This window comes from Bdellovibrio sp. ZFWA1 (genome assembly GCF_056175665.1).
Genome location: NZ_JBJKJH010000002.1, coordinates 101,874 through 124,226 on the forward strand (window position 1 = coordinate 101,874; position 22,353 = coordinate 124,226).

22 protein-coding genes and 1 tRNA gene are annotated in these 22,353 nt (G+C 44.0%); 11 read left to right on the forward strand and 12 right to left on the reverse strand.

Features of this window, described 5'->3' with window-relative positions; translation table 11 throughout:
* Entirely contained in the window at window positions 1–942 is a 942-nt protein-coding gene (locus tag AC04MN_RS10055; RefSeq protein WP_475383072.1) for an AEC family transporter, read from the reverse strand.
* Window positions 943–977: 35 nt separating this feature from the next.
* On the reverse strand, window positions 978–2,261 hold the full coding sequence (locus AC04MN_RS10060) for an acetyl-CoA C-acetyltransferase (RefSeq protein WP_475383073.1): 1,284 nt from the start codon (window positions 2,259–2,261) through the stop codon (window positions 978–980).
* 105 nt (window positions 2,262–2,366) lie between these two features.
* Here AC04MN_RS10060 and AC04MN_RS10065 point away from each other — a divergent pair, with 105 nt between their 5' ends.
* Both AC04MN_RS10065 and AC04MN_RS10070 read left to right on the forward strand, forming a co-directional pair.
* Window positions 2,367–2,936 carry a TetR/AcrR family transcriptional regulator gene (locus AC04MN_RS10065; protein ID WP_475383074.1) on the forward strand — a complete coding sequence of 190 codons (570 nt, stop codon included), beginning with the start codon at window positions 2,367–2,369 and terminating at the stop codon, window positions 2,934–2,936.
* A 25-nt stretch (window positions 2,937–2,961) separates the two neighbouring features.
* On the forward strand, window positions 2,962–3,906 hold the full coding sequence (locus AC04MN_RS10070) for an SRPBCC family protein (protein WP_475383075.1): 945 nt from the start codon (window positions 2,962–2,964) through the stop codon (window positions 3,904–3,906).
* Window positions 3,907–3,910: 4 nt separating this feature from the next.
* Here AC04MN_RS10070 and AC04MN_RS10075 read toward each other — a convergent pair whose 3' ends face one another.
* Window positions 3,911–4,510, reverse strand: a complete 600-nt coding sequence (locus tag AC04MN_RS10075; RefSeq protein ID WP_475383076.1) for a TetR/AcrR family transcriptional regulator — start codon at window positions 4,508–4,510, stop codon at window positions 3,911–3,913.
* A gap of 56 nt (window positions 4,511–4,566) precedes the next feature.
* Between AC04MN_RS10075 and AC04MN_RS10080 the strand changes: the two genes are divergently transcribed.
* Window positions 4,567–5,148: an NAD(P)H-dependent oxidoreductase gene (locus AC04MN_RS10080; RefSeq protein WP_475383077.1), complete on the forward strand. Its 582-nt coding sequence runs from the start codon at window positions 4,567–4,569 to the stop codon at window positions 5,146–5,148.
* 21 nt (window positions 5,149–5,169) lie between these two features.
* Here AC04MN_RS10080 and AC04MN_RS10085 read toward each other — a convergent pair whose 3' ends face one another.
* The 8 genes from AC04MN_RS10085 to AC04MN_RS10120 all read right to left on the reverse strand — a co-directional run bounded on the left by AC04MN_RS10085 (window position 5,170) and on the right by AC04MN_RS10120 (window position 11,865).
* Complete coding sequence (locus AC04MN_RS10085; RefSeq protein WP_475383078.1) at window positions 5,170–5,964, reverse strand: trypsin-like serine peptidase; 795 nt, start codon at window positions 5,962–5,964, stop codon at window positions 5,170–5,172.
* A gap of 264 nt (window positions 5,965–6,228) precedes the next feature.
* A tRNA-Gln gene (locus AC04MN_RS10090) sits at window positions 6,229–6,304 on the reverse strand.
* A gap of 153 nt (window positions 6,305–6,457) precedes the next feature.
* Window positions 6,458–6,781, reverse strand: coding sequence for a septation regulator SpoVG (spoVG, locus tag AC04MN_RS10095; protein ID WP_475383079.1), 324 nt, complete (start codon window positions 6,779–6,781; stop codon window positions 6,458–6,460).
* 129 nt (window positions 6,782–6,910) lie between these two features.
* Window positions 6,911–8,227, reverse strand: coding sequence for a hypothetical protein (locus tag AC04MN_RS10100; protein ID WP_475383080.1), 1,317 nt, complete (start codon window positions 8,225–8,227; stop codon window positions 6,911–6,913).
* Between the two features lie 91 nt (window positions 8,228–8,318).
* The gene (locus AC04MN_RS10105; protein WP_475383081.1) at window positions 8,319–9,191 is read right to left on the reverse strand and encodes a response regulator; all 873 of its coding nucleotides are present in this window, start codon (window positions 9,189–9,191) and stop codon (window positions 8,319–8,321) included.
* Between the two features lie 155 nt (window positions 9,192–9,346).
* Entirely contained in the window at window positions 9,347–10,774 is a 1,428-nt protein-coding gene (locus AC04MN_RS10110) for a trypsin-like peptidase domain-containing protein (protein ID WP_475383082.1), read from the reverse strand.
* A gap of 27 nt (window positions 10,775–10,801) precedes the next feature.
* Window positions 10,802–11,050, reverse strand: coding sequence for a DUF1844 domain-containing protein (locus tag AC04MN_RS10115; RefSeq protein WP_475383083.1), 249 nt, complete (start codon window positions 11,048–11,050; stop codon window positions 10,802–10,804).
* Between the two features lie 11 nt (window positions 11,051–11,061).
* Window positions 11,062–11,865, reverse strand: coding sequence for a M48 family metalloprotease (locus AC04MN_RS10120; RefSeq protein ID WP_475383084.1), 804 nt, complete (start codon window positions 11,863–11,865; stop codon window positions 11,062–11,064).
* A 111-nt stretch (window positions 11,866–11,976) separates the two neighbouring features.
* On the opposite strand from AC04MN_RS10120, the gene AC04MN_RS10125 reads away from it, so the two are divergent.
* Genes AC04MN_RS10125 through AC04MN_RS10155 form a run of 7 tightly spaced genes read left to right on the forward strand, consistent with a single transcriptional unit; the run spans window position 11,977 to window position 19,526 of the window.
* Window positions 11,977–12,966 carry an AAA family ATPase gene (locus AC04MN_RS10125; RefSeq protein WP_475383085.1) on the forward strand — a complete coding sequence of 330 codons (990 nt, stop codon included), beginning with the start codon at window positions 11,977–11,979 and terminating at the stop codon, window positions 12,964–12,966.
* A gap of 2 nt (window positions 12,967–12,968) precedes the next feature.
* Window positions 12,969–13,835, forward strand: coding sequence for a DUF58 domain-containing protein (locus AC04MN_RS10130; protein ID WP_475383086.1), 867 nt, complete (start codon window positions 12,969–12,971; stop codon window positions 13,833–13,835).
* On the forward strand, window positions 13,835–14,713 hold the full coding sequence (locus tag AC04MN_RS10135) for a hypothetical protein (RefSeq protein ID WP_475383087.1): 879 nt from the start codon (window positions 13,835–13,837) through the stop codon (window positions 14,711–14,713). The genes AC04MN_RS10130 and AC04MN_RS10135 overlap by 1 nt, the downstream gene beginning before the upstream one ends.
* The gene (locus AC04MN_RS10140) at window positions 14,710–15,726 is read left to right on the forward strand and encodes a VWA domain-containing protein (protein WP_475383088.1); all 1,017 of its coding nucleotides are present in this window, start codon (window positions 14,710–14,712) and stop codon (window positions 15,724–15,726) included. The genes AC04MN_RS10135 and AC04MN_RS10140 overlap by 4 nt, the downstream gene beginning before the upstream one ends.
* Window positions 15,726–16,793 (forward strand): vWA domain-containing protein, encoded by a 1,068-nt coding sequence (locus AC04MN_RS10145; protein WP_475383090.1) that lies wholly within the window; start codon window positions 15,726–15,728, stop codon window positions 16,791–16,793. The genes AC04MN_RS10140 and AC04MN_RS10145 overlap by 1 nt, the downstream gene beginning before the upstream one ends.
* On the forward strand, window positions 16,790–17,566 hold the full coding sequence (locus AC04MN_RS10150; RefSeq protein ID WP_475383091.1) for a tetratricopeptide repeat protein: 777 nt from the start codon (window positions 16,790–16,792) through the stop codon (window positions 17,564–17,566). Before AC04MN_RS10145 ends, AC04MN_RS10150 begins: the two co-directional genes overlap by 4 nt.
* Window positions 17,550–19,526 carry a BatD family protein gene (locus AC04MN_RS10155; protein ID WP_475383093.1) on the forward strand — a complete coding sequence of 659 codons (1,977 nt, stop codon included), beginning with the start codon at window positions 17,550–17,552 and terminating at the stop codon, window positions 19,524–19,526. The genes AC04MN_RS10150 and AC04MN_RS10155 overlap by 17 nt, the downstream gene beginning before the upstream one ends.
* On the opposite strand, the gene AC04MN_RS10160 is transcribed toward AC04MN_RS10155, so the two are convergent.
* Window positions 19,523–20,137 carry a hypothetical protein gene (locus tag AC04MN_RS10160; protein ID WP_475383094.1) on the reverse strand — a complete coding sequence of 205 codons (615 nt, stop codon included), beginning with the start codon at window positions 20,135–20,137 and terminating at the stop codon, window positions 19,523–19,525. The two genes, AC04MN_RS10155 and AC04MN_RS10160, sit on opposite strands and share 4 nt — an antisense overlap.
* A 2-nt stretch (window positions 20,138–20,139) precedes the next feature.
* Here AC04MN_RS10160 and AC04MN_RS10165 point away from each other — a divergent pair, with 2 nt between their 5' ends.
* Complete coding sequence (locus AC04MN_RS10165; protein ID WP_475383095.1) at window positions 20,140–22,341, forward strand: transglycosylase SLT domain-containing protein; 2,202 nt, start codon at window positions 20,140–20,142, stop codon at window positions 22,339–22,341.
* Window positions 22,342–22,353: the final 12 nt, after the last annotated feature.

Genomic DNA, 22,353 nt, shown 5'->3' on the forward strand with positions numbered 1-22,353 from the left:
TTAAAAAACTCGGTGAAGAACTTGTTGCCAAAGTGGGACACTCATTAACGAGATAGGAATCGAGATTGCTACCATAAGATTTGCAAGTTCTCCATCCAGCTGAAATTCGTTGGCGACGACAGCCGATGTGATCTGTGTGGCCATGGCAGCTTCCAAGAGACTTACTTCCATAGCTAAGGGAAGTGGAGACCCCGTAGGCAGAAGCATTTTAAATAAAAAAACCAGCACCAATGGAATAACTAGCAAGCGCAACGAAAGGCCAATGATAAGAGGCTGTGCGCGCCGTTGAATTACGTGCCAGTGAATTTTGCATTGATGTCCGACTGCAAATAAAGCCAACGGGACAAGAGTATTTGCTAGGGTTTGAGCTGTCGATTGAAAAAGAATATTGTTGATGATGGTGCTTTGGCTTAATGGAATGCAGGCGATCAGTGTCATGAAGGGCGGAAATGTAAACACTCGGAGTAGTATCGATTTTGCTGTGACGGCGTGTCCTGAATAGAGAGAGGCGACCAGAACACCAAGAGTAGATACAATCAGGAATTCGCCGGGTTGATCAGCTAAGATGGCATAGGGGATTGCGGCGTCTCCGATCAGGGCTTTCAAAATGGGAAGGCCAACGAAAGACGTGTTGGCTAAACCTGTAGTTAGAATCAGGGCACCTGTTTTAGGCTTGGACCAATTGAGCTTTTGAGCAATAAAATGAACAACAAGCCAGCAAAAAAAGAACATACTCCACATAATGGCTACAGGTAGCCAGGCTTGGGAGACCGGGGTTTGGTTGTTAATAATTGCGGGTACCTTCAGCAGCATCAATGCTGGAAGCGAAACTGAAATGACAAAAGCATTTAATGTCTGGGACGAGCTTTCTGGAAATCTTTTCCAGCGCTGGGCTAGAATTCCAAGAGCAAAACAGATCACAAGCAGAACGAAGTTTTCCATATCCTCTTTCTGCCTGTGATTTGGCTTAATGGCAACTATCTTTCAATGATGGCAGCAATGCCCATCCCGCCAGCCGTGCAGATCGAGATAAGGCCGCGGCCAGAACCCTTTTGAGATAAAATTTTGGCGAGACTTGCTAGTATGCGTCCACCAGTCGCCGCAAATGGATGCCCCAACGCTAAGCTGCCTCCTTTGACGTTTAATTTAGTTCGGTCAATTTTCCCTAAAGCCTGATCAAGTCCCAGCTCTTTTTTGCAATAGTCTTCGGACTCCCAGGCCTTCATCGTTGAAAGTGCTTGGCCTGCAAAGGCTTCGTGAATTTCATAAAAGTCAAAATCCTGGAGGCTTAAACCATTGCGTTTCAGAAGTCTTGCGACAGCGGCGGTAGGAGCCATCAAAAGTCCATCGCCATTAACAAAGTCCACGGCCGAGGATTCTGCATCAACGAAGTAGGCCAGTATAGGAAGTTGATGTTTGTTGGCGAACTCTTCGGAGCCCAATAGAACGGCCGAGGCCCCATCTGTGAGTGGAGTCGAGTTGCCCGCGGTGAGGCTGCCGGTTCCTGAAAAGTCAAAGGCCGGTTTAAGCTTGTTCAGTTTTTCGATTGTTGTCTCGGCTCGAACAAAACTGTCTTTTTCAAGGCCCTTGAATGGGAAGATAAGATCGTTGTAAAAGCCTTCACTGTAAGCCTTGGCTGCTTTTTGATGGCTTTCAAAGGCTAGTTGATCTTGCTCTGTACGGGTGATGGCCCAGTCTTTTACCATCATCTCGCAGTGCTGGCCCATGGATTTGCCGGTGCGAGGCTCTTGTACGACGGGAAATTGAGGTTTCAAGTGGCGCAGGCGAATACGAGACAGAATCGATAATTTTGCAAATAAGCTTGGAGCGCGTTGTGCTTCCATTAAGATCCAGGATAATTCAGTCGGAAGGACGCCTGCGATATCACTGTTGGTGTCGGTTCCGCCAGCGATGCCAGCATCAATCTGGCCAGCTGCGATTTTTAAAGCAATCTGCCAGGCAGTTTCAAGCCCTGTCCCACACGCGCGTTGCACATCATAGGCAGGAGTGCGGGGATCAAGTCCCGAGCTTAATGTTGATTCTCGAGCTAAGTTCCAATCAGCTGCATTTTTCATAACAGCACCTAATGCGACATCCCCGAGTCGGACCCCACGTAAGTTCGTTTTCTGAACTAAGTTTTGCAAGACCGCTGTCATGAGCTCTTTGTTGGAAGTTCTTGAGTACGCTCCGAAAGATTTTGTGAACGGGGTGCGTGCGCCTGCGATAATTGCGACTTTGCGAAAGGATTGGTTTTGCTTCATGGAGTCTCCTTCAAGCTGAGCCTGAACAGTAAAAAATGGTTCTTGCTATCTACCTACCGATAGGTAGATAATAACAACAGATAGACTCCAAAGCAAGGGGGTATAATGAATACGAGACAAGAGGCCTTGATTTTGGGGCAAAAGTTACTGCAAACCCATGGATTTAATGGGTTTAGCTTTCAAGATCTTGCGGATGGATTGGGAATTCGTAAGGCCAGTCTTCATTATCATTTCAAGTCAAAGCAAGATTTAGCCTCAGCTTTAATAGAAGACTTTGAAAGACAATTCAAAGAGTGGTTCCTGAAAGTCGAGTCCCGAACGGATCAAGATCAATTGAAGGCTTATTTTAAGATTTTCATCTCGATGTGGAAAGACCAGCAAAGAATATGTCCGATTGGGGCGTTTTGCATCGAAGTAGAAGCGTTAGACGGTCAAGTGTTAGAGGACTTAAATTCTTTTTACACGCTTCAGTTAAGATGGCTTAGCTCAAGATTTCGTAATATTCATTCTTCGACTTATCTTAAAAAGATGGGCGGCGAGGATGCGATTGCTCGCTATGTTTTAAGCTCGTTACAGGGGGCATTACAGACGGCTCGCCTTAAGCGCAGTCCAGCCGAAGCAAAGAAGCATTTGCAAGAACATATACATATAATCCAGAATATATTTAGCAAATAATGCGTCAACCGAAAGAAGTTCGCCTATGTTAGACGTCCGTTTTAGCATTACAGAAAAAATTGTAATCAACAAATCATCAAAAGAAGTATTTTCTTTCATTTCTGATTTTAAGAACTGGCAGAAATGGTCTCCGTGGTATGTTCTGGAGCCTAACTCTGAAGTTGAAATCAGCGGCAACTCTTCGGGGGCTGGGTCTGTGTTGCGTTGGCGGGGGGATGTTATAGGTGAAGGGCAAATGACTCTTCAGGATGCTATTGATAAAAAATCCGTCAAGCTTCAGATCGAATTTTTTAAGCCTTGGAAGTCAGTGTCTCCGGTTGTGTGGGATTTAAATGAACTCGGACCCGAGAAGTGTGAGTTTAAATGGACTATGCAGGGACAACTGCCATTTTTTCTGTTTTTCATGAAAAAGCAAATGCAGGCTTGGATTGGCAATGATTTTCAAAGAGGGCTGAAGATGGTAAAGTCAGTTCTAGAGGATGGCCAGGTTAAAGCGCAAAGTGAGATGCTGGGCATTGGTGACAAGAGTGGTTTCTATTTCGTGGCCAAGCGTAGGTCGTGTGCGATCGCTGATTTAGGGCCAATGATGGAAAGTGATTTTGGAGCGATGATGGCTAAAGTAAAAAAACAAGAATGGCCCGAACCAAAAATGGCACTTTCCTTTACTGACGAATTTAACTTTGTAACTGGGCAGTGCGAATACCGGGCTTGTTTTGCTTACGAAAAGCCTTTTGCAAATTTAGAGCAGGGCTTTGAATCGGGCGAGGTGCGGGCCCACAAAGCTTTGCGGGTTTTGCATAAAGGCGACTATCAACACTTAGGGAATTCTTGGGGGATGGCTATGGCCCATCAAAAAGCTAAGAAGCTTAAGCTCAACAAGAAAATTGCCGTCTACGAGGTTTATTTAACAACGCCGGATCAGGTGTCTGTTATTGATTTGAAAACGGAAGTAGTGATTCCAATTGTTTAAAGAGCTAAAGAAGAATTTTTAATATTAGATCTAAATGTTGTTTGATACTTTTTTGGATCTCTTTTTCATTTTCTAGCAATTTGAACTGGCCATCAATTAATAGAGTTGCAAATCCATGAACTGCTGCCCAGATAGTTCGGGCGCATTGCATGGCGTTTGTCTTTTTGAAAACCTGTTGGGTCATTCCTTCTTCGATTGTATTTAATAAGTACAGAAATGCCTTTTCCCCAGCCGCGCTTAAACTAGCAGAAGTTTCGGGATCGCATATAAGATCCTGGTGGAACATGGCGCGATAGTGCCCTGGATTATTAAGAGCAAATTGAATATAGCCAAACCCCAAATCCCACAGCTGATCATCGGCCGATCGAGACTTGCTTTTTTCTTGGGCGAAGACCTGGTTGATCCGTAAAAAGCCTTCTTCTGCGATGGCCGCTATAAGATCTGATTTGGATTGAAAATGCCTATAAAGGGCTGTTGGGCTGACCTCAAGTTCATTGGATATTTCACGTATGGTAAAATTAACTTCATTCCGATTTTGAATCATGATCAGGGCAGATTTAATTGCGGCCGCTTTTAGGTCGCCATGGTGATAGTGTCTTGACATGAGTCCTTCTTTTAATTGATGTTGACAATGTTAACATCAATGTTTACATTGTCAACATGAAGAGTATATTAGTTATCAACGGCCACCCTAATAAAGAAAGCTTTTTGTCTCAAGCAGCCCTGGCATATGCTGATGGCGCTCGTCAGCAAGGGGCTGAAGTTGAAGTTCTGCATTTATCTGATCTAAATTTTGATCCGATACTGCACAAAGGATATTTAAAGATCCAGGAATTAGAGCCAGATCTTGTTCGTGCTCAAAAGATGATTTTAAATGCTCGGCATATTGTGGTGGTTTTTCCGATTTGGTGGAGTAGCGTTCCGGCTCTGCTAAAAGGTTTTTTTGATAGGATCCTGCTTCCAGGTTTTGCGTTTAAGTATCGGCCCAATAGTCCGTTTTGGGAGCGATTGTTGAAAGGCCGAACTGGCGAAATCATTATTTCAACCGATGCACCCAATTGGTGGAATCGATTTATATTAGGAAATCCTTCAATAAATATGGTCAAAAAGGGCGTTTTAGATTTTTGCGGAGTGAAGGTATTAAAGGTTACTAGTTTTGACGAAATTAAAAACCGTAATGAAAGACAGATCAGTTCTTTCATAGAAAAAGCCCGTCATTTGGGACGGGCTCGGGCTCGATAGACATAAATAAGGTTCTAATGACTAATGGGCGTTACATGCTTCAATAGCTCTTCTAAATTTTGAGGAGCCTGTTGTTGAAGTCCCTGAGTTCGTATATCTTGCTCCAGCCGTAACAAGATAGGTAGCTCGACAACCGCCGTGTGTGTTGATTCCGATTAATTCGCCGGTCTTTAAGTTGATAACGGGGGCTCCACCGCTTCCGTATGATGTGTCCGCATTGTGCTCAATGATTTCAGGAATTAAAAATATACTTGCCTTGATAAGCGAACCGTTTGAACTGCTTTGAGCAAAATGAATCATATCACCGTATTGGTTTGGGTTGACTCCTTCGCGAACATATTCGGTATCACTAAGGGCGTAAGAATACTGAATGACTTTAATTGGATCATTGTCTTCGGATTTTCTTTTCGCAACTTTGTAAAATTCTTGGATGTCTCCAGCATGTTTTCCAGTTACCGAGTTAGGAAGCAATTTTAGTACAGCCCATTGTTGACCTATGCCGCGTGCTTCAAAAGCGACTGAATCTTTATTGATATAGTATCTATCAGTAGAGTCTGAAAATTGGGGCACTCCAGCGACTGACATCGGAACGTTAAATTCGACGAAATCAATATTTTGAGTGCAGGCTCCGTAAGTGACCACGCAGTTTTTTCCAACAAGTGTTGCAACGCAGACCCCTGCCTTATTTTCACGGGAAGCCCTTCCGACTTTTGTGTCGAATGATGGAACTCGATCATCTGTTTTTCCGCAGATTTCTGCATGAGCTTGATCTTGAATTATGATGATAGTTAAAAAAAGAAATAGATACTTTTTCATAGGTATTCTCCGTTTGTGTTAGGCCAGCATCTATACTTTATTTTTTTTGACGGAGTCGAAGTATATCCTGAGAGCGCATCGAAAAGATGCAGCCGCAGAGCGTGCTTCTTCGTTTTTCCTTAGGTTCTGTTCTGAATTAGGTACTTATTGTTCTGAGAAGCAAGCTTATGGATAGGTCATTGGTTCGCGTTTGAAGAAGGCAAAAAAAAACCACCTCGCGGTGGTTTTTTAAAAAATTAAACCGTTTTCAACTCAGCAAAGAATTGGATGGGGTAGGAGGACTCGAACCTCCGGATGTCAGAATCAAAATCTGATGCCTTACCAACTTGGCGATACCCCAACGGCTTAAGAGCTTTGTAAACTAAGGTAATCTGGTCGGTAATTCAATGTCTAGCGCGGTGCGAAATTGCTAAAAAGAAGGGCCTGGAGGAACTCCAAGCCCTTGGTAGTGAGCAGTGAGATCTATGCGAGCAGAGTATCAGCCGCCATCGGCTTAATAATCATCCCCACCGTTGTAGTCGGGTCCTTTTTGGCGTTTTAGATTCACCAAAGTGGCTCCCATAGATTTCAATTCATTTTCATAAGCTTCAAACACCATGTCCTCGATCATCGTTCGAGTCTCTTGGTTCAGAGGATGGGCGATATCGCGAAACTGCCCATCTTTTCTTTTCTTAGAAGGCATGGCTACAAAAAGCCCGCTGGTGCCTTGAATGACTTTCAAGTCACGGACTACAAAGCAATTTTCAATTGTGATAGAGACGTAAGCTTTGAGTCGATCTTCATTCACAGGGAAGACTTTGACCTCGGTGATTTTCATTGTTTCCTTTCAGGCTGCCGTTCGTTGTTGCATATCTAACAGCCACTAACTGACTTAAGTCTAATAACGGCATCCTGTTTAAAAACTAAAGACCAAGGTCTAGAAAAAAGTGTATTTAATATAGAAATCTCAAATTAAGACGGTTGGGGCGAAATGAATCATAGCTTCGAGCAGATTTTTGCGGCTATAGCTTTCCGAAAGGCAGGCATTGGCCCCACATTCAATCATTCGTTGCGGAAGCGCTGATCCAGCCTCATCGGGAATGATGGCGATGATGGCCGCCTTATGCGTTAGAAACGTCGACTCGAGACTGCGAACCTTTTCAATGATGTCAGCGGCTTTTTCGATCTCTTGTGCAGTGACCTCGACAAAAAGGATATCGGGATTTGATGTTTGATATTGATTTAGGGTCGCCTCTACATCGAAAGCAAACGATGAGTGTAGGTGAAGGCCTTCGATAAAGTGTTCAATAATCAGCTTGTTGGTCTGATTGCTTGGGACAAAGAGTGTTTTTAAACCTACTGGTACCATGCGCGGCAACCGTTCTTCAGGGGCTGGGGAGGCTGGGATCTCGCCGGCGATAGGATCAAAGGGAATCGAGATATAAATTGAAGAATCCGAATCGATATGGGTTTCTGTGCTAAAGCTTCCGCCGAGCGCTTCGAAGACGTGGCTGTAGAAGTCCATAGAGTTGAGCTCAGGAAGATGGCCGAATGTGCGGACTAGCAACCGAGCAACTCGAGGACGATCAGGGTGCGGTGATAAGGTCATGCGCACCGAGCTTTTGATCTTGGCTTTAGAGAAGAGTTCAAAAACGGCATGAAGTGAAGCATAAAGAGCTGCTTCGGGGCCTAATATTTGATCAGATAAGTGATCATCAATTTTGATATTTAACTCGGGCCCATCGGGGTAACTAAATTTATATTGGTTTTTTATATTTGCTAAAAGCCGGCGGAATGAAAAAAATTGTTTTTCCCGAAGGCTAACTGGAACTTCTTTAAGGCGCGATTTCGATTCATCACTTCGTTCAGGCAATGGAAAGTTGTCAAAAGCAAAGAAGATGAATGATTGATTTTCGTATTCAAAAAGATTCCAGCTTACCATTACATTGAATGAATCGCCCCAGTAGGTTTTTAAATTCGCTGGGATTTTTTGACCTTGGATATTTTCTGAGCTTAAGAATTCGCCTTCTTTGAAAAAATCTTGTGCCTCGATGAATTGGCGAATGTCTTGGCCTTTGATTTTTGTGTGGGGGCCAACGACTTGTTCAAAGACGTTATTGAAGTGATGAATGGTCATTTTCGTATAGTGATTTTCGACATCGGTGTTAAGTTTCACGATGCAAAACAGATTTGAGCTTGCGTTGAGCGCATTAGTGAAGAAATCCCCACCAAAGGATTCTTCGTGGAATATGGCATTGAAGTTTTGAAGTCGTGCCTTACTCAAATAATTTCCAATCGTAAAAAAACATCAATAACGTATTGTACTTATCGTCATAGACTGGATAAAAAATTAGCTGAAGAAGATTTCAATTCGTTCATACCGCTGTCTTATTCAGAGACATTTGCTTCGTTTCCAAATGGCGAAGATAGTTTTGGAGCCACTGGGAAAAGTGAGGGTTGATGAGATTTTTATCTAAAACAGCGAGCGCTCCCGACTGAAGAGCGGACTTTGCTAAATCTGAGTCGATGTCTCCGGTGACAAAAAGTACGGGCAGGCCAGAGAGATGTGATAAGTGAATTTCTTTTAAAATATCTAGACCATTTTTTTCGGGCATATGTAGATCGCAGATCAGTAGATCTGGTTTGAAATAGATAATTTGTTGTATCGCCTGAGTTGAGTCATGAAAAAACATTGTCGTTTGTTCAAGGTTTTTTTGCAGAGCGAGGCGATAAATTGCCAACATATCTTGATCATCATCCAGGACAAAAATGCGATTTAAGTGCGAGAGGGATTTGGTTAATTTATATAGGCCCGATCGAGAATTTTCAGTCAGTTGCTTTATGAGATCAATTTGCTTAATTTGTATTTCATATTCGTTGATATCTGGGGGAACATTAGATTCTAAGAACTCTTCGCAGTATTTTGATATCAAATCAACAAAGTTAAGAAGGACCGAAACACTGCTACTGGAAATTTTAATTTGTTGTTTCGAGATTCCGACTAATAGGTCTTCCATTTTATGGCAAAGTCTAGAAATACAGTAGAGGTCGTGAGCGGATGCCGATCCTTTGAGGGAATGAACTTCGGACATCAGACCTCGAAGTGTTTCGGGAGCTTCGTTAGTCGTAGGAAATTTTTCAAGTAGCAGAAGCATTTCTTGAATAGCCTCTAGACGATCGGGTATTCCACCGACGAAGCTTCGTTGTAGGGTCAGTAACTCGAGATCGAATTTTTTGCTTTCTGCCATAGCGATTATTTTATGCCTAAATACATCGACAAACCGTTAAGAAACAGAAATCCCATGTTAAACTAAAGTTAATAATAGTTGGCGTTATTTAAGATACAAAAAGAGGCAGCTTTTTTGAGAAACTGCCTCTTGAGAAAATATTGAATATTTATTTTTTAAAAGTTCAAAATGAGAATTCTTCCGCTGCGGGCAATACGAAGAGTATTCCCTTTGGCTTTCAACTTATTTTGAACATCTTTAGCGGATTCGACGTTCTCTTTGTTCACATCTAAAATGATATCACCCATTCGAAGTCCTGCCCGTGCGGCTGTAGAGTCCCGCTGAACGGCTACAACGATGGGGCTATTCATCTCTTCTGGGTAGCCCCATTCGGCTTTAAGCGCGTTTGTGGGGTCAGCTATCGAGAAGCCCAAGTTGTGCGGTGATTCGATGCCTTTAGTAGCTTCTTTAGTTTTTACCGGAGCCTTCGCGAGTTTCTCTTCAGGACGTTCGGCGACAACTATCTGCACGGTTTGCTTTTTTGCTCCCCGCATGATGATGGCCTTTGTTGCCTTTCCGATTTCTGCATCGGAAACCGCATCGATCAATTCTGTAGAGGAGCGAATTTTCTTTCCGTTAAACTCAATCACAACATCATAAGGTTTGATTCCAGCCTTATGAGCTGGCCCTCCTTTTTCAAGGACGGTTATGACGGCGCCCATGGATTCAGGGAAGCCGTAATATTCAGCAGCCTCTGGATCCAAGTCAGCAAGGCCGGCGCCAATGTATCCACGCCGAATAAAACCCCGCTTTTCTAATTGCGGAATAATCTGCTTTACTTCGTCGATGGGGATTGCAAAGCCAATCCCTTGAGCCCTGGCATCAATTGCAGAGTTGACACCGATGACGTAGCCCTGAAGATTGACTAAAGGTCCTCCAGAGTTGCCTGGATTGATGCTGGCATCAGTTTGAAGTAAAGGAATCTTATTGATCTCTCCGATCTCGCGTCCCTTGCTCGAGATAACTCCTTTGGTCATCGTGTGGCCATGGCCAAAAGGATTGCCGAAGGCGGCCACCCATTCACCAACTTGAACATCTTTAGAGGCGCCTAATGCTGCGACAGGAAGTTTCCCGTCTGGTTCAATTTTGATCAATGCAATATCCGTTCGCTTGTCGGCGCCGATAACCTTGGCTTCGTAAAGCTTGTCTGATTTTTCAGTTAGTTGCACGTTAACGATGTCAGCCCCTTCAATCACATGGGCGTTGGTGGCGATCAGGCCATCTTCACGAATAATAAAACCTGTGCCTAAACCCATTTGAACTGGACCTTTTGGCTGAGGTCTAGCAGGAACACCGTAAAAGCGTTCAAGCATTTCTAGCATTGGATCGCGCTGAGGGCGACCACGAGGAACTACACTGGTCGAAATATTTACCACTGCGGGATTGATGATCTTAGCCAGCTCTATAAAGGCATTTGCTGGCAGAGCTTCGCCCATGTTCATTTTTGGGGGTGTTTTTTGGGGGACCTGTGATTGAGCATTCAGTCCGAAGGCAATAAGGGCTCCTGCCGTTAAAGCCAATCCAGTATAAAGGAACTTTTTCATATGAATATCTCCTTAATTTTTGGAAAACTATGAGTTCACAAACTTCATTTGCAAGTCTGTGATGAGTGAATTTAAAAACTGCTCTTCTTCTGCTGTTAAATTTCCTTTAGTCTTACTTTTTAAAATAATAAGCAGGTCGATATTAAATCGAGCCATATTCTTATCTTTTTGTGTTTCTCCAGTCTGAGGGTTGGGGGTCAATCCCAAAGCCATGGCGGCTGAAGAGGCAACACTCATGATTAACATCGAAAAAGAGGCTTCCATATTATCGTGCATAGTTCCTCCTTCTAAGGTGGAAAGTATCCCATCAGGTTCTGTAGCCGGAACTCAATGGGAGGGTGAAGTTTTAAAAATATATTCTTTTGCTGAATAGACTGCGGATGGGTGATGAATAAATGGCTAGTGCATGGGGGTATATCCAGAGGGAGGCTTTGGGCGTAACCTTCTAGCTTCCATAGTACTTTGCCAAGGACAAAACGATTGTCCAGCAGCTCAATGGTTGCGGTGTCCGTTTGGTAAAAGCTGTTTGCTGGCGAAATAGGCTTGATGATCAACCAACCCAAAGGCGAAAGTAAGGTTTCAAAAAAGCGGAAAGGCAGGTAGCGATCTAGCAAGCTGCCGAAACCAACTAGGGAGTTGGCAATCGTTGAGCTGGCACTAAAGGCGAAGTTGTCCATGCGATTGATTTGGCAGATCTGATGGGCTACGATGGCTTCAAGTTCCTCGTCACGCAGGCGCAGAAGCAAGCCTTCGGAAAAAGCGATGCTGCCCCGGCCTAATCTTTGTGATGTGCAAAAGCACGTGATGCTTTCCGATGGAAAAATATAGATGCGAGGGCACTCGATTCCCACTAAGTTTGAAAAGCGCTCTGCTTTGGAGTTAAGGCCCCACGCATCCTGACCTTTTGCAGGCCGGGCTTTCATCTTCGATAAGAGGCGGTCTTCCCCGAAAAAGAAGATCATGATGTTAAAAGCAATGGCCATCAGAAAGCCAATAAACAGCCCCAGACGTCCGCCTAATTGGTAACCAAGAACCAATAAAAAAAGTGAAGTGCCTAAGATGAAGAGCCAGACTTTAGTGGAGTTATTCATAGGTCCTATTTTGCCTACGGACTTTATAAAAAGGCAAGTTTCAGAGGGAAATGTTGCACAGTTCCTCGAATAGGAGTGAAATAGAGGGTGATTTTTACTCCGGAGGTGAGTGTGCAAGTTGATATCATGGCGCTTAACGCGGCGATCAAACAAGAAAGTCAGTTCATCGAAAAAATGGCCCAAGAAATTAACAAAGTGGTTGTGGGTCAAAAAGAAATGGTAGATGGCATCTTGATGGGGCTTTTAACGGGTGGTCATATTCTTTTGGAAGGTGTCCCAGGTTTGGCCAAAACACTGACGATCGCAACGGTTTCAAAAACTATTTCCTTGGATTTTAATCGCATTCAGTTCACGCCGGATCTTTTACCGACGGATCTAATTGGAACGATGATTTTTAATCCGAAAACAGCAGAATTTGCTCCGCGCAAAGGACCTATTTTCACGAATATTGTTCTTGCGGACGAGATCAACCGGGCACCCGCAAAAGTGCAATCCGCATTGCTAGAAGCCATGGCCGAAAAGCAGGTTACGATTGGTGATCAGTCGTATAAGCTAGAAAATCCCTTTTTAGTATTGGCCACTCAAAATCCGCTCGAGCAAGAAGGTACTTATCCATTGCCGGAAGCCCAGATGGATCGCTTCATGTTTAAGATCAACGTCGACTATCCCGGCAAGTCTGAAGAGATGGAGATTTTGAATCGAATGGGTACTAATGAAAAGCCACAAATCCAAGCCGTGATTAGCAAAGACGATTTGCTTCGTGCAGCGTCTCGCGTGGACCAAATTTATGTCGATGCAAAGGTTAAAAACTACATCGTTGAAATCGTGATGGCGACTCGTCAGCCCAAAGCTTATGGCTTGGGGCGCTTGGAAAACTTAATTCAAGTTGGTGGTTCCCCACGAGCGACAATTTCGTTATTCAGAGCAGCCAAAGCCCATGCCTTTTTGCGGGGGCGTGGCTATGTTGTCGCAGAAGATATCAAGGCAATTGCCTATCACGTTCTTCGACATCGTCTGATCCTGACTTACGAAGCGGAAGCTGAAAATATAAAAGCAGATCAAATCATCAAAGAGATCCTAACTGCGGTCGAGGTGGTGTAGCAGTGGCTTTACCTCCTGAGGTCCTTAAGAAGGTCAAACTTTTAGAGCTGAATACTCGAAAGCTGGTAAATAATTTATTTGCCGGCGAGTATCACACGGCTTTCAAAGGGCAAGGGATGACTTTTGCTGATTTCAGAGAGTATGTCCCTGGGGATGATGTTCGTAATATCTCTTGGACGTTGACAGCCCGAACGGGAAAAACTTTTATCAAGACCTTCGAGGAAGAGCGTGAGTTGACCCTGATCTTGGCAGTGGACGTTAGCGGCTCTACAGATTTTGGCTCGGGTGAATGGTTCAAGGGCGAAGTTATGACCCATTTAGCAGCTCTATTGGCATTCAGTGCGGTTCGCAACAACGATCAGATTGGATTGCTGCTTTTTTCAGATCAAGTCGAGCATTACGTTCCCCCCAAAAAAGGCCGGGGGCATGTGCAGCGTCTAATGCGTGATCTTTTTTATTTTAAGCCAAAGTCGCACCGTACGCGAATTGAAAGTGCCACTAGTTTTTTACAAGGTATTTTAAAAAAGAAGGCCACTGTCTTTTTATTTTCGGATTTTATTGATGAAGGCTATGATCAATCTTTGCGCTTTTTGGGAAGAAAGCACGACGTGGTAGCCTGTGTTGTTAATGATCGCGTTGAGTTAGAGCTTCCAGATATGGGCGTGGTTGATGTTCAAGACGCTGAAACGGGCGAAATCATCACGATAGATACGGGGTCCTCAACCTTCCGAGCGAGTTATCTTGATGAAATGAAAAAGCGAACCGAGCGTCGAGACCGCTTATTAAGGCAAAGCCAAGTTGATCGGATTGAAGTCAATTCAAGTACGGACTATGTTACCCCACTTGTAAATTTCTTTCGGAGACGCTAATGGAGTGTAAGCTTGATATCCCTAAAATTTCTGGCTTAAAGGACAATGAACTGACGGTGGGGCGTGAGTTCTATTTAGTCTGCCAAGGAGAGTGGCCAAAGAAACCTTTGGATCACGCTCAGTTTGTTTTAGAACCTGCTGATAAGTATCGTTTAAAATTAGTGTCTGCTGAGTTTCGCAATCCCGAAGAGGTTGATCTTAAAGTAACTTCTTATCAAACAGGGGTGACCGAATTACCTGATTTGAAATTAAATATTGGTGAGGACGTGGTCTCTTTGGGGCCAGTTCAGTTTTCTGTGGCTTCGGTTTTGCCTCCGCCAGACCCGCAGACGAAGCCAGAGCCTTTTGGTCCCATAGGGCCTTTGATCTTGAGCTGGCCGATTTGGCTATGGATATCAATGGCTGCTTTTTCGGTGCTCGTTTTTGGTATTATGGGTAGGAAAACTTGGCGTTGGTGGCAGCGCCGTCAGTTAATAGAGCAACTTTCTATTCATGATTCCTCAATGTCTGCATTGCACCAACTGCATCATTCGCTACGCAAATTGGTGCGGGAGCATAGCATACATGTAGGTTCTTCACTTTCATCTGAACAGATAAAAAACAATATTCAGGAAATTTATAAAATATTTCAATTATTTTTAACTCGAGAACTTTTAGTCCCGGCCGACAAATGGCCAATTTCTGAAGTCATTAAAAGTACAAAAAGGTATGATCCTTTGATTTATAAAGAATGCTCTAAAGAATTGGTTCATGCTGTTTCCGAGTTCGAGAAAGCCTTAGCTGCTAAGAACCTCGAAATGACTGATGTGTTAAGACTGTTAGAGCGCAGTCGCGTTTTAGCAGAAAAAATGGATCGATTAAAGCGGAGTGCTCTATGATGAGTACTTTTCAATCTCCTTATTCTTTACTTCTGATTCTGCCGCTTTTGGCAGTTCTTGTTTGGTACTTTCTGGCCAAGAAAAAGAAGATTGCCACTTTGCAGTTCGGCTCTATTCAGGCGTTTAAAAATTTATCTTCTTCGCTGCGCTCGCAACTATTATGGTTGCCTCTTATTTTAAAGGCCTTGGGGTTGATACTTGCAATTATAGCCTTAGCTCGTCCGCAAGAAGCCAACACGAAGGTAAAAAAGAATGTCGAGGGAATCGACATTGTAATTGTCTTGGATATCTCGGACTCAATGTTAATCGAAGATATGCAGCCTTTGAATCGGTTAGAGGCTGCTAAAGAAAAAATTAAAGACTTTGTTACAAAGCGAACCTCGGATCGAATTGGCTTAGTGATCTTTGCCGGAGAGGCCTTTACTTTAGTGCCCCCAACTTTGGATTATCAAGTGCTTGTTCAGCGGATTGAGGAAATCACCACGGCTCAGAGTGCTCGAATCAAAGATGGAACTGCGATCGGTGTGGCCTTGGCGGCCGGAGCAGGACGCTTGAAGGATTCTCAGGCCAAAAGCAGAATTATGATTTTCATGACAGATGGTGAAAATAATAGTGGAACCATCGATCCTGAAACGGGCTTAGAAATTGTCAAAGGTTATGGCATTAAGACCTATGCTCTTGGTTTGGGCAAGAGTGGGCCGACGCAAATTCCTGTGTTTACGCAAGATATGTTTGGTAACAAAATAAAAACTTATCAACCTTTTGAGTCTACGGTGAATGAAGAGTTATTAAGTCGAATGGCGGCCGAGACTGGTGGGAAATACTGGCGAGTTTCCCGGGAGACAGGGTTGCAAGAGGTTTTTAATACAATTGATCGTTTAGAAAAAACCAAAGTCGACATTAACAAATTCACCCGGTACTCAGAACTTTATAGGGACTGGCTTTTGATTGGGATGATTCTTTACGCTTTAGGTGTAGTCTTGGGATTGACTTGGTTGCGGAGGACTCCATAATGTTTCGTTTTGAAAGTCCAATGTATTTTCAGTTTCTTTTATTGATTCCAATCTTGTTCTTGGCCACGTGGTGGTTGCGACGTCGGCAAAGTAACAAAATTAAGGCCGTACTGGGGCAGCGCCCGTTTCCTTTTTTAACGACCTCTGTGTCGCCATTGAAACGAAGAATAAAAATGATCCTTCAGTTTGTGTGTTTGGCGCTAATGATTGTCGCTTTAGCTCGACCTCAAGCTGGGCAGAGTCAGCAAAAAGTAAAATCTGAAGGAGTTGAAATCATTCTGGCAGTAGACGTCTCGGATTCGATGCTCGCAGAGGACGTGAAGCCGAACCGTCTTGAACAAGCTAAAGCCGAGTTGGCTAAGCTGGTCGATCTTATGCCGGGAAATAAAATTGGTGTTATTGCTTTTGCGGGCTCTGCAGCTTTGTTGTCGCCAATGACAAATGATCCGAATGCCGTGAAGATGTATTTGGATTCCTTGCAAACGAATTCAGTGTCTTCTCAGGGGACGAATTTTTTAGATATGTTGACGGCGGCTAAAGAGGCCTTCGATCGAGGTGGTGCTGGAGATCAAGAAGCGGTGAAAGTGACACGTGTCCTATTGGTGGTATCGGACGGTGAAGATCACGAGCAGGGGGCTTTGGATTACGCTAAAGAGACCTTGGTTAAAGATGATATTCGTGTATTTACTTTAGCATACGGGACGGAAAAAGGCGGCACGATTCCAGTTCGTGACGGTTTAGGATTTTTAAAAGGTTATAAAAAAGATCCTAGCGGGCAGGTTGTTGTAAGCTCAGTCAAGGGTGATGCTCTAAAAAGTTTAGCAGATTCTGGTCAGGGAGCTTTTTACTTTGCAAGTTTTGGCGGCTCTCATATTCGGCAAATCGTTGATGATATTTCAAAATTGGAAAAGGCAGAATTTGAAAATTCGGTGGTGACCCAATACGACGAAAAATTTCAATGGCCTCTTTTGTTGGCAATTTTGATTGGAATATTTGAAGTTGGACTTGGTGAAAGAAGGCAGTCCTTCCGATTCTGGAAGGGACGTTTTGAGGTGCCAGCAGCATGAAGTTTTCAATGAAACAGATTCTTATTGTTATATCGTTGGTTGGTTTTGTAGGACTGGGCACTGGTTGTCAGCGCTTACAGTCCGAACTTCAATCGGTTCAAGCAAGTAAAGAAGCAGCTCGATTTTTAAAAGACAATCAAGCTGCCAAAGCCTACGAAGCCAGTCTCCGAGGAGTTGAAAATGAAAGCTTCAGCGCGACTCATCACTTGAACATGGGATTGTCTTTAGAAGCTTTAGGCAACGCTGAAAACGCGTTGAAGGCCTATCTTAATGCCAAGAAATATGCTCGCGCTGATGATGAGCTCTTTGTGGCCTCATTTAATGCTGGGCAACTTTTGGGAAAAGCTAAGCGAGTCGATGAGGCCTTAGTATTTTATCAAGAAGCGTTGAAGTACAAGCCAGATTCGATCGAGACCAAAACCAATATCGAACTTTTGATCCAGCAAGAGCAGGGGGGCGGTAAAGGGAAAAACGATCAACAGCAGCAACAACAGCAAAACTCGTCAAACAATCAAAAGCAAAATGGCAATGGTAACGATAAACAAGATCCTAAAGATCAAAATCAAAATAAAGATCAGCAGGGTCCTCAGGGCGAGAAGCAAAAGCAATATGCCGAGAGTCCAAAGTATGTGCCGCGCCAGTTTAATGGTAAGGATTTGAACGAAGCTGACGTAAAAAAAATCTTAGGTGAGTTAAAGAATCAGGAACAAAAAATTCGAGCAGAGTATAATAAGCGTGATTCGAAGGAGAGCCCTCGTGGTAAAGATTGGTAAAATTGCGATCTCTTTCTTTTTGTTATTTGGCTTTGTTTCAGCCTGGGCTGGAGTTCAAGTCGCTATAAGGACGGACTCTAAAGAGATTGGTCTGGATGAAACGCTGACCGTCACGGTGAGCGTCAGTAGTGAGGATGATTTCGAAGCTGACGAGCCTCGATCTCCGGACTTTGAAGGTTTTCAGTTATTAAATACCTGGGTGAGTAATTCAAATTCAAGCAGACTCGTTCAAGGTGCAAATGGAATGCATTTTGAGTCGTCAAAGACTCGGGATTTCAACTTTCAGTTGGCTCCCAGAAAAAAGGGATCTTTTCCCATTGGCTCTTTTGAAGTGGTTGTGAATGGTAGAACCTTTCGCACAAGTCCTGTCGTAATCAGAGTGGTTGAGGCCAGCGCCCATGGCGGCGGAAGGGCTGGAAATGGTGGAAGGCAAGCGCAGCCTGAAGACGATCCATTTCAAGCCATGCAAGATGCCGAAGACGAAATTTTTAGGCAGCTTTTACAAAGTCGACAACGCCTACTCCAGCAAGGAGGCGGTGGGGCAGGTGGCTTTAATGAAGACGGTGAAATGTTAAATCCGGCCGTTCGCACAACACCTAAAAATCCTAATGAAGCCTTTTTCATTCAAGTCGAAGTCGACAAAGACACCGTTTACGAAGGCGAGCAGATCACGGTAAATTGGTATTTGTACACTCGTGGACAAATGGAATCGTTGGATCGTTTGAAGTTTCCGTCGTTAAAAGGTTTTTGGAAGGAAATCATCGAAGAGGTCCCAAGTATTCAGTTTCGAGAAGAAGTGTTGAATGGGGTTCCTTATCGAAAAGCTTTATTGGCCTCACATGCGCTGTTTCCCATAAAGGCAGGCATAGCTGTTATTGATGAATTTAAAATTAAGTCTCGTGTTCGGATGCCTTCGCAAGGATTCGGTGGTTTTTGGGGTAAGCCCTATGAATATACAAAAACCTCACAGCCGGTAAAAATCACTGTTAAGCCCTTGCCAACCGAAGGGCGACCTTCCGATTTCTCTGGAGCTGTTGGGGAATTCGACGTGCAAGCGGCAATTGATGGGAATGGCAGCTATCCGGTAAATCAGCCTTTTTCGATGAGACTGCGTTTTGAAGGGGCGGGCAATGCCAAATTGATTGAGCTTCCAGCCTTGAATCTTCCATCGAATTTAGAAGTCTATGATACTAAATCGGACGCGAAGTTTTTTAAAAACGGGCGATCCTATAAAGAGTTCGAAGTTTTAGTTATTCCCCGGGAGACCGGAGACATTACTATTCCAGAAATCAAAGTCAGTTTTTTTGACCCTAAGACGGGAAAATACTACTCTAGGAATTCACTGCCCATCACTCTTCGTGTTGTTGACAATCCTAATGCGCCTGTTGGAAGTGCCAGTCCTTTAAAGGATTGGGGAAGCTCTAAAAAAGAAGTAGTTCAGGCGCCACTTCTACCTCCGGCTTACGATTTGTTAGATGAAGCCCAGGCGACACCTTCAGCACTTGCGCAATTTTCCACAGTGAATCCTATTTTCTGGTGGCCTGTATTTGGCGGAGTGCTGTTGACCTTGTTAGTCCGTGCTAGTTTGATACTGGGGTGGGGGCGCAAAGAAAAAACCGTCAAAGATGTCGTTCGAAAACGCTTAAAGAAAGCTCAGCGACTTTTGCAAGACAAAAACCAGGCGGCTTACTCGGCAGAGATGTTGAACATTTGGTATCAAGTGCTTGGTAAGGCGTCTGAAAACCAAGGTGCTTCGATGACGGTTGAAAAGCTTCTCGAGAATTTGTCGCCAAGTTTACGTCGAGACTACGGCAGCGAAATAACTAAGAGCATTGATTTTTATCAAATGCTTTGTTTTGCTCCAAGCGAAGTGAGCGAAGGGCTGTTTAAATCTGATCGACTGTTGGTGATGGATAACGAGTCAACGAAGTTGATCGACAAGCTTTTGGCCGAGATCTAAAACTTAGCATTGATCCAAATCATTTGAAATTTTCTTTTCCAACGTGGCCAAGCAGGATCTGTTTGGCCATTGTCGTAAATGGGAATATCAGCAGTTCTAGCGTTTGTTTCAAGGCATAGTCGTTGTAGGAACGGAGTCCATCGCGCTTGATTCAGCTCGCTCTTTTGCTGTGGTTTAAGCTTATCCCAATAAGATTTTTTAAAAGCTACCAAGTCGCAAAGGGGATCTTGAAAGAGGCCACGAAGGTGTTTGCGAAAGATGGGCGTGTAAATGAGGTCAAGTTGGCTGCGTTCGCTTTGCAGATGTAGAAAAGGAGATTCTTTTTTTGCAAAACGATTTCCAAAACTTATTTCGATATCGGGTGAAGAGCTTAGAGCCTGAATAAGCTTAAACGCATCGCCCAGAGGCGACGTCAGCTCGGCATTGGTCAGGACAATGTACTGACCTTGCGCTTTATTGCAAAAATCAGATATTTGTTGGTGAGTTCCTACGAAGGTTTCGTAAGGGATCTGAAATTTAGATAGAAATGATTCGATGTCTTTTAGACTCGGTTCGGCAGATTGCCGAGGGGCGCCTTTAATCAGGACTAATGACAGTTGAGGTGTTGACATCGATGGCTCCATATCCGAGCGTGGTTAGCATGAACTTAAATAAGAAATCTTCGATTATTATTTCCTTTGCAACTTTCACTTTGTCAATGTTGTTTCAGCAATTCGCCACTGCCGAGATGCTTAGTTTGAAAGCGGAGGCAAAGAAGTTAAAGGTTTTGACGTTGTATTCCAGCTCGAAGGACGTAGAAGCGAAATGGCCGGCTTTGGCTCATTATAAACAGGCCGCCATTGAACGTGATCATAAACTTTGTCACCAACGCTACGAGAAGGCCTGGAGGGCCGGCAAATTGGTGCGAGGGTGGATTGCACTTAATTATTTACAGTGTTTTGACGGGCAGGCCTCTTTGCAGGCAGGGGATTTTTTAAAGAAACTTAAAGAGTGGAATGCTGAATCTTTGTTTCGTCAGGGGCCTTGGAGTGCGGAACTTAAAAACAAATCAGTTCAGTTGGCGATGGATGTGCTTAATAAAGAGACCGATGAGAGTTTAATTCATTGGCTATTTCAGCAAAACGATTTGTTAACCCCAGGCCAAAAGGCTTTTTTGCAAGCTGTTCGTGGTCAACAAGCTTTGAGAAAGAAGCAATTTGAAGAAGCTCTTTTCCGTTTTGAGTCAGCTCGAAAAGTAGATCCGCGCTTGGTTGGTATTAAAGATTACAATGAAGCGCTGAAGGGAATGAAGTTGCAGCCTCCGGTGGCAACGCCGCCGGTGTCGCCATCTTCCGTTGCCAAGGCCGCTGTCGCGGATTCTTTGGAAATTCGGATTCAAAAAGAGCCGGCGGGTAAAAACTTGGCCGAATGGAGAAAAGAGTTTCTTGATGCTTATGACAAGGCCGAAAAGACGGGGAAAACTTCAGAATTTATCGGTGGGTTGTCGTCAGTCCCTAGTATATTTTTAATTGATTGGGCTGAAAATTTGCATCGACGATTGGATTACTCAAATGCATTGAAATTGTGTCAGGTAGTGATGGCCAGAGGGTTGGGGGCTCCCGAGGACTCTGAAGTTTTATGGTTGGCTGGCCGCTCTTCGCAGTTTTTGGGGCAGTATGAAAAGGCCCTAGAGTATTTCGCTGAACTGGGTGCTCGTTGGGGGGCAACAAAAGAAGGGCAAGAAGGCTTTTTTCGTTCGGGCTTGGTGCTGTATCGATTGCAAAAATGGAGTGAGGCTCAGGCAGTATTTGCTCAAATACGCAAATCCGATTCAGATCGTTTTGATCTACTGGCTCGATATTGGGAGATCCGGTCTTTGCAAAAAAAAGGCGACAGCGTTGACAGTTTAATGCGCGAACTGGTTGCGAAGTATCCTTGGTCTTATTACGGACTAAGGATTCAGTCCGAGCTAAATAGAGGACTTTGGAAATTGCCTGAATTCGAAGTCGTTAAGCAACCAGACTTAGATAAAATTTGGCTCGAGGGTGAAGACTTTGCAATCTTTAAACGCATTGAGTTTCTACTTCAGAATGGGATGCAAGAAGAAGCTCACTATGAAGCGCGGCTGTTGGCAAGCCTGCCCAGAGCTTCGCAAATGAAGGCGCTTTCAGAGTTTTTCCAAAAAGGGGCTCTTTGGCTTCCAGCAATTATCCAGATGAATGCCGCTCAAGAAGCCGAGAAAGCTTATCTAAGTTGGAGTGTGACCAAAGAGGTCTTCCCGCGTCCTTATCCGCAAGAATACGAATCCGAGGCGAAAGTATATTCTTTGCCGGTTGAGCTTTTGTGGAGTTTGACTCGCCAAGAAAGCGGGTTTAACACTCGAGCGACTTCAACGTCAAATGCGATGGGCTTGATGCAGTTGATACCGCCAACGGCTAAAGATGTGGCCGCCAAGCTCAAGTTAAAATTGAATCTTCCACAAGACGCCTATCGACCTTCCGTTAACATTAAAATGGGCAGCTCATACATCGCAGAAGTCATCGGTCAATTTGGCGGAAGTATACCATTAGGCTTGGCGGGATATAACGCAGGCCCTCATAAAGTGAAACGTTGGCTAGACCAGAGGCCAGTAACTCAGGTCTTACCAGGATTGAAAAACTCTGATCCCGATATCGAGATTTGGTTTGATGAACTTCCCTGGAGTGAAACTTCATTCTATGTGAAGGCGATTTTGCGCAATTTAAGCATCTATCGCTTGATCAAGTATGAGGCAGATGCTGGACCTGGTGCAAATAAGTTACAGTCTGGAGTTGACCTAGGACCAGTCTGGTGGTGATTGCTGTGACAT